The organism is Oribacterium sp. FC2011 (assembly GCF_000701645.1).
Taxonomy (GTDB): domain Bacteria; phylum Bacillota; class Clostridia; order Lachnospirales; family Lachnospiraceae; genus Oribacterium.
Genome location: NZ_JNJM01000052.1, coordinates 1 through 4,872, shown reverse-complemented (window position 1 = coordinate 4,872; position 4,872 = coordinate 1). Strand labels below are relative to the sequence as shown.

The window sequence follows — 4,872 nt, the reverse complement described above, 5'->3', positions numbered from 1 at the left end:
TGTTGGAAAGTTCATCCGTTAGCTTATTTGCCGTATATCCTTTATAAATGTCCCGGATGTTAAGGGAATCCTCGCCGGCTTCGTCCTGTAATTTCAAACTAAAATATTCTTCTGTATCTTCAGAATACTCATTTGCTATGTCTACCAATTCCTTTAGGTCCCCGGAGTATTCCTTGTCCGGGATTCTGAGATGATCTTGGTCATCCTCTAATCCCACAGTATTTAATGCATTACCCATTATGCCGATCAGATCTGCTGTATCCTTTAAAGCATTTTCTGCATCGGATCCATAAAAGCTTAAACTTATGACTGTATAAAGAGAATTAAAACCAGCAGTTGCCGTTCCATCCTGCACTGTGATTTCTATTGATTCAGATAAGGGCGGAACATTCGCAGATTCCGTCTCAGTTTCTTCAGTTTTTTCCACCGTTTCCTTTATTTCCTCAGTTTCTTCTGTTTCCGGTATTTCGGTTGTTTGCTCCTCAGTAACAGCTGCTTCAGTTGCTTTGCTCTCCGTAGCCTGAGAAGAAGCCTTACTGCATGATGTTGAAAATATAAGAAGCAAAATACTTAACGCGATAGATAACTTTTTCATAATCATTGTCCTCTTCAAAAAATCGCTTATTAATACTAATCGTCAAAATTCAATCTTTATATAAAAGACGGCAATATAAGTATTATAATGTTAGATGACGATAAGAAAATTCATCACATGATCAGTTTGTTGTTCGCGACAACGGATGCGTTAATTTTAGGAGCAAACGAATGGCAACAATTATTATAAATTTTGGCACACCAGAACCATTTAGATTTAAAGAGCCTTCTTTGAATGAAGATTTTGAGGCAAGGCTAAGAGGAAAAGCGTATGTATCTGAATATGACACCACGCTTTATAAAACGGAGGATGATCTTATTAAGGCCGTAAGGTCTAATATCGTTAACATCACAGAAGAGAGTCTTGCCTCATGGCCTAGTAATGATATCATGTCATCCAAAAAGGAAGATCTTCTTAATTCATTTTTTAAAGCTGCATATGAAAAGATGGGCATAAAGGCAGAATTTGCAGTTGAAAGCTTTGTCTTAACAGAGGAATCTAACAAAAGATATCAAAACAAAAAAGGAAATGCATTGTTTGGGATGTTTCCCGGAATGAATCCAGCAAACCAGCCTAAATTATCGGATCTACAGCCTGAGGAACATGGACCGGTAGTTGAGATCTGTTCAGATTATTCAAGTCATGGTATGGCCATGGGAAGCGATACATCAGGTCGGGAAGTTGTCAGATGGCAGGAAGATGGAACAGTTCTCATAGAAATATCAGATCGAAGATACGGTAAGGAAACCTATGAGAAACATCTTGCGGGAATTGATGCTTCAGAAAAACTACGGAAGTATGTAAAAGAAAGCCACATTGCAGAAATGGCTCAAGTTAAACCGATACCAAATCCCTTCCAGATGACTGATTATTCTTCCAGTTCCCATATCACATTCACGTTTTTAGACGGTGGTGTCATGGTGAGCAGGAGACTTGATTGCGGATCCTGCTGGAATCTACAACAAAAAACCATAGGAAAGATACGTGATCTAATAAAGGAATGTATCGATACCGGAAAATGCCTTGAGAAAACAGAAACAGGAAATGACACGAATACTACGATTCCCGGTATTATGGGAGCCACAAATCAGGGGATGAAAATAAAGGTGCCTGGAGCATGGACATGCAGCTGTAATCAAGAGAATACAGGAAAGTTCTGTGTAAACTGTGGTAGTCCAAAACCGTCCGGAAAGTGGAAGTGTCCTACTTGTAATACGGAGAACGAAGGAAGATTCTGCTCTGGGTGCGGTGCGGCGAAACCATAATAATATAAAACACACAGCCCGAAATACTCTGATGATTTCAAGGTATTTCGAGCTGTTTTTTAAATAACTTCGTCCTTAAAAAATGCTAATAATCCCTTTTCATCTTCATGTTCCATAAACTCATTGAATTTAACCACTGGCAAAGGGGGCACCAGTACTTCTCCCTGGAAGAAATCAACTCCCATACCGGCTAATTTCACCATATAGGAAGCATCCTCAAGGAAATTAGCCGTAATATAGGTGTCATTCTCCTGTCCATAATCTATGAGCATGTTCACGATATACTTATTCGCTTTCAGTCCCTTTAAAGAAAGCTCCTTCGTTATCTTCTGACCAAATGTTATGGAATTGAAGAAACCTTCTCTCATATAATCAAAAGCTATAGAACCGGCATCAAAGCCATCAACACCAACGATATAACCGCTGTTTTTTAGCTCAAGCATACTTTCCATATTCTCGGGTGTAGCTTTAACAGGTATATTATCATTCTGGGCGATCGTTATCCAAAGCCGGTTCCTGTCAATACCCGCCACACTCATTCTGCCGTTCAAATACTCACAAATATCAGGAGTTATGCTGCTGATCGACAGATTGATATCGAGTTTAACCTGCCCATGCCCGTTTCCTTTTAAGTACATCAACTCAGCAACAGCATTATCTATTATGATGTGGTCGATATCTTTAAGCATACCAATACGGTATGCAATATAGATGATTAGCGGCGGATATATTGTTGCTTTTAAATTGTCATCAGATGTTTGGCTCAATGGATTCCATCGTATCAACACCTCTGCTCCCACGAACTTTAAATCCCTGTTCATCTGTGGCTGGTATTCGAAAAATAAATCACCGTATTGTTTCGGTATGTTCCGGTTCAGAACACGGCGCATAATATCACTTAATGTGTCCAACGTCCTCAATAGAGATGCTGATAGCAAAGATTCATCAAATACACGTCCTTCCGCTTCACATTTCTTGTAAACCTTCTCCAGCTTTTCTACTTCCCTGAAAAAGACATACACGTCATATTCATCCATCAACTTTACAAATGGTATAAGTATGAGGGTATCTATAAACACTGCGAACATTGCAATTACTGACATGGCTACTGAGCCGGTCATTACAAAGGCATATATTGGGAAAGGCGATATAACTTGTGGTGTCATCGTTGCAACGGGCACGATTCCCATTTCGTGAGCAATTATGAATATTTCAAGGTTAAGAATAGGAAGGAATATCATCGGAAGTATAAATATAGGGTTAAAAATAACGGGAATCCCATAAAGAATCACCTCCGGAAAATTAGATATAATAAACGGCACTGATATTTTTGCAACCCATCGTCTTCTGTAGGAATTGGAAACCAATATTACCGCAAAAAACAGCGGAATAGCCAGACCATACCCACCCATACCCCTGCAGAGCTGCAGCAATGGTTCCGTTATGAATTCATTTTCATGTAAATAAAAGAATCGTTTATTTACATAGGTTGTCAAATGCCTTACATCCAGACCTATGAATGTAAATAAAGCATTTTCCAAAAAATAAATGATTGCCATTAGATGTCTTCCGAAAGGTAGAAGGTCATATCCGGAAGAACAAAGATTATGAATTATCTGAGAAGGAGATGCCTGGAATACCGATACCATTAATCTATTCCATGCTGCGGCAGAAAAACCTGCAATAATAGAAGGCATACCATACTCAATTACACCGTTCCAGAGGGGATCTATATTAATGACTTTCTTGGAAGACCAGTACCCTGAAATATGGTCTAAAACAAAAACAAATGCCTTTGTTACATAAAGACCTACCAGCATTGCGATCAGTTTGTTGCTGTATCCCAGCAATGAAATATCATTAATAATCTCGGAACTCAAAAATGTGCCGTATGCCACCAGTGCCACAGGACAAACTACCCATTGGGCTGTCGACAGTCTTGGTTTTAGCTCAACCATATAATAATGTGAAATAGCAGCGCAGAAGATCACACCCTGCAGAAGTCTAGATCCGCTCTTTATGTCACTTAGCAGGCTTAAGATCTCATTTCTTCGTAAACTGTGAAAATGATTCAACCATGCCTGATATGCCGGATTTGGCGTTTCAAGTATGATTCCGGTCAAAGTAGATACTATAAGTATTGGCATTATGCAGATAAAGGCTCGCTTTACTGCTATGACACATGACATATCATTAACCTTATCGCAGAATTTAAATAACCGTTTTTTTAAGTTGCTTTGAATTTCGGCTTTTTCCATAATGTTCCCTCATTAATAAAAATACCTAAAAGCATTAATAGTTCCTAAAAATCAGCTTTGGAAAAAGATTAGCCGCACAAAAAATAGTTAGACTGAAAATTGGTCATTAATGTCCGATATACCTCAAAATACGAATGAGCGTCTATAAAGATACTTATTTTTTAGCTTTAAATAGTCTGATTTAATTATTTGTGGCCTCATTCGTAAAATAATCTTCTTAATAAACTTCTTCTGGATGTTTACCTCCTTTGATATGGCTATCTTCTCATACGACCATGACAAAAAATTGTACGTAAACCAGTTTTCCGTTTCTAATCAGTGTTTTTAGAGTTGCTCTAATTTTTATAAATAAACAGCCAGTGATCATACCTCGCATTATTTCCATAACTATCTGAAATCGGATAGTTGTGGAAATAATGTAGACAAAAGCTTCCATTGGTGCTACGATCAGACCAGATAAAATTTCCATAACTCTTTCGAAAAGGTATGTTGTGGAAGAAAAAGGTGGAGCCGTATGATAGGGAGAGAAGCAGAATTAAAACAACTAAAATCGCTAAAGAATGAGGAAGAACCTCAATTTATAGCAGTTTATGGGAGAAGAAGAATCGGAAAGACATACTTGATTCGAGAAAGCTTTGAGTACGAATTTACTTTCCAACATACTGGAGTTGGCAATAATGAGAAAAAAAGCGCCGAAACACAGAAGCAGGAACAGCTGGATAAGTTTAGGGAATCATTATCAGAAGCAGGATAT

Annotated in this window: 4 protein-coding genes; 2 read left to right on the top strand and 2 right to left on the bottom strand. The window is 38.2% G+C overall.

Going from position 1 to position 4,872, the window contains the following annotated elements; translation table 11 throughout:
- Positions 1-595 (bottom strand): hypothetical protein (locus tag T357_RS19640; protein WP_044917398.1); only part of this gene is annotated, 595 nt, incomplete at its 3' end.
- A gap of 170 nt (positions 596-765) precedes the next feature.
- On the opposite strand from T357_RS19640, the gene T357_RS0118165 reads away from it, so the two are divergent.
- The gene (locus T357_RS0118165) at positions 766-1,860 is read left to right on the top strand and encodes a zinc ribbon domain-containing protein (RefSeq protein WP_031555771.1); all 1,095 of its coding nucleotides are present in this window, start codon (positions 766-768) and stop codon (positions 1,858-1,860) included.
- Between the two features lie 59 nt (positions 1,861-1,919).
- On the opposite strand, the gene T357_RS0118160 is transcribed toward T357_RS0118165, so the two are convergent.
- Entirely contained in the window at positions 1,920-4,118 is a 2,199-nt protein-coding gene (locus T357_RS0118160) for an EAL domain-containing protein (protein WP_031555768.1), read from the bottom strand.
- 514 nt (positions 4,119-4,632) lie between these two features.
- Between T357_RS0118160 and T357_RS19635 the strand changes: the two genes are divergently transcribed.
- A partial coding sequence (locus tag T357_RS19635) for an ATP-binding protein (protein WP_044917396.1) occupies positions 4,633-4,872 on the top strand: 240 nt, incomplete at its 3' end.